Annotated in this window: 1 protein-coding gene; it reads left to right on the top strand. The window is 55.9% G+C overall.

The annotated features are described in order from the left end of the window. The coding region (locus R0J87_RS22260) for a S16 family serine protease (protein ID WP_498889035.1) at nucleotides 1-256 on the top strand (256 nt) is incomplete at both ends.

Below are 256 nucleotides of genomic sequence, written 5' to 3' on the forward strand. Positions count from 1 at the left end.
TGTCAAGGTTTCGGTCAGGAACCTGGAAGAGTTCCTGGGGGCGCCGCTCTTCCGTAAAGAGAAAGTCCTGAAAGTCGAAGGCGTCGTCACAGGACTTGCTTGGACCTCCATGGGTGGTGCCACGCTGCCTATTGAGGCAGGCAAGGTGCATTCGCTCGATCGCGGATTCAAGCTAACCGGCATGCTGGGCGATGTGATGAAAGAGTCGGCTAACATTGCCTATAGCTACACCCTTGGGCATTTGGCGGAGTACGGT

The sequence above is a fragment of the Halomonas sp. SIMBA_159 genome, from assembly GCF_046536035.1.
Taxonomy (GTDB): domain Bacteria; phylum Pseudomonadota; class Gammaproteobacteria; order Pseudomonadales; family Halomonadaceae; genus Vreelandella; species Vreelandella venusta_A.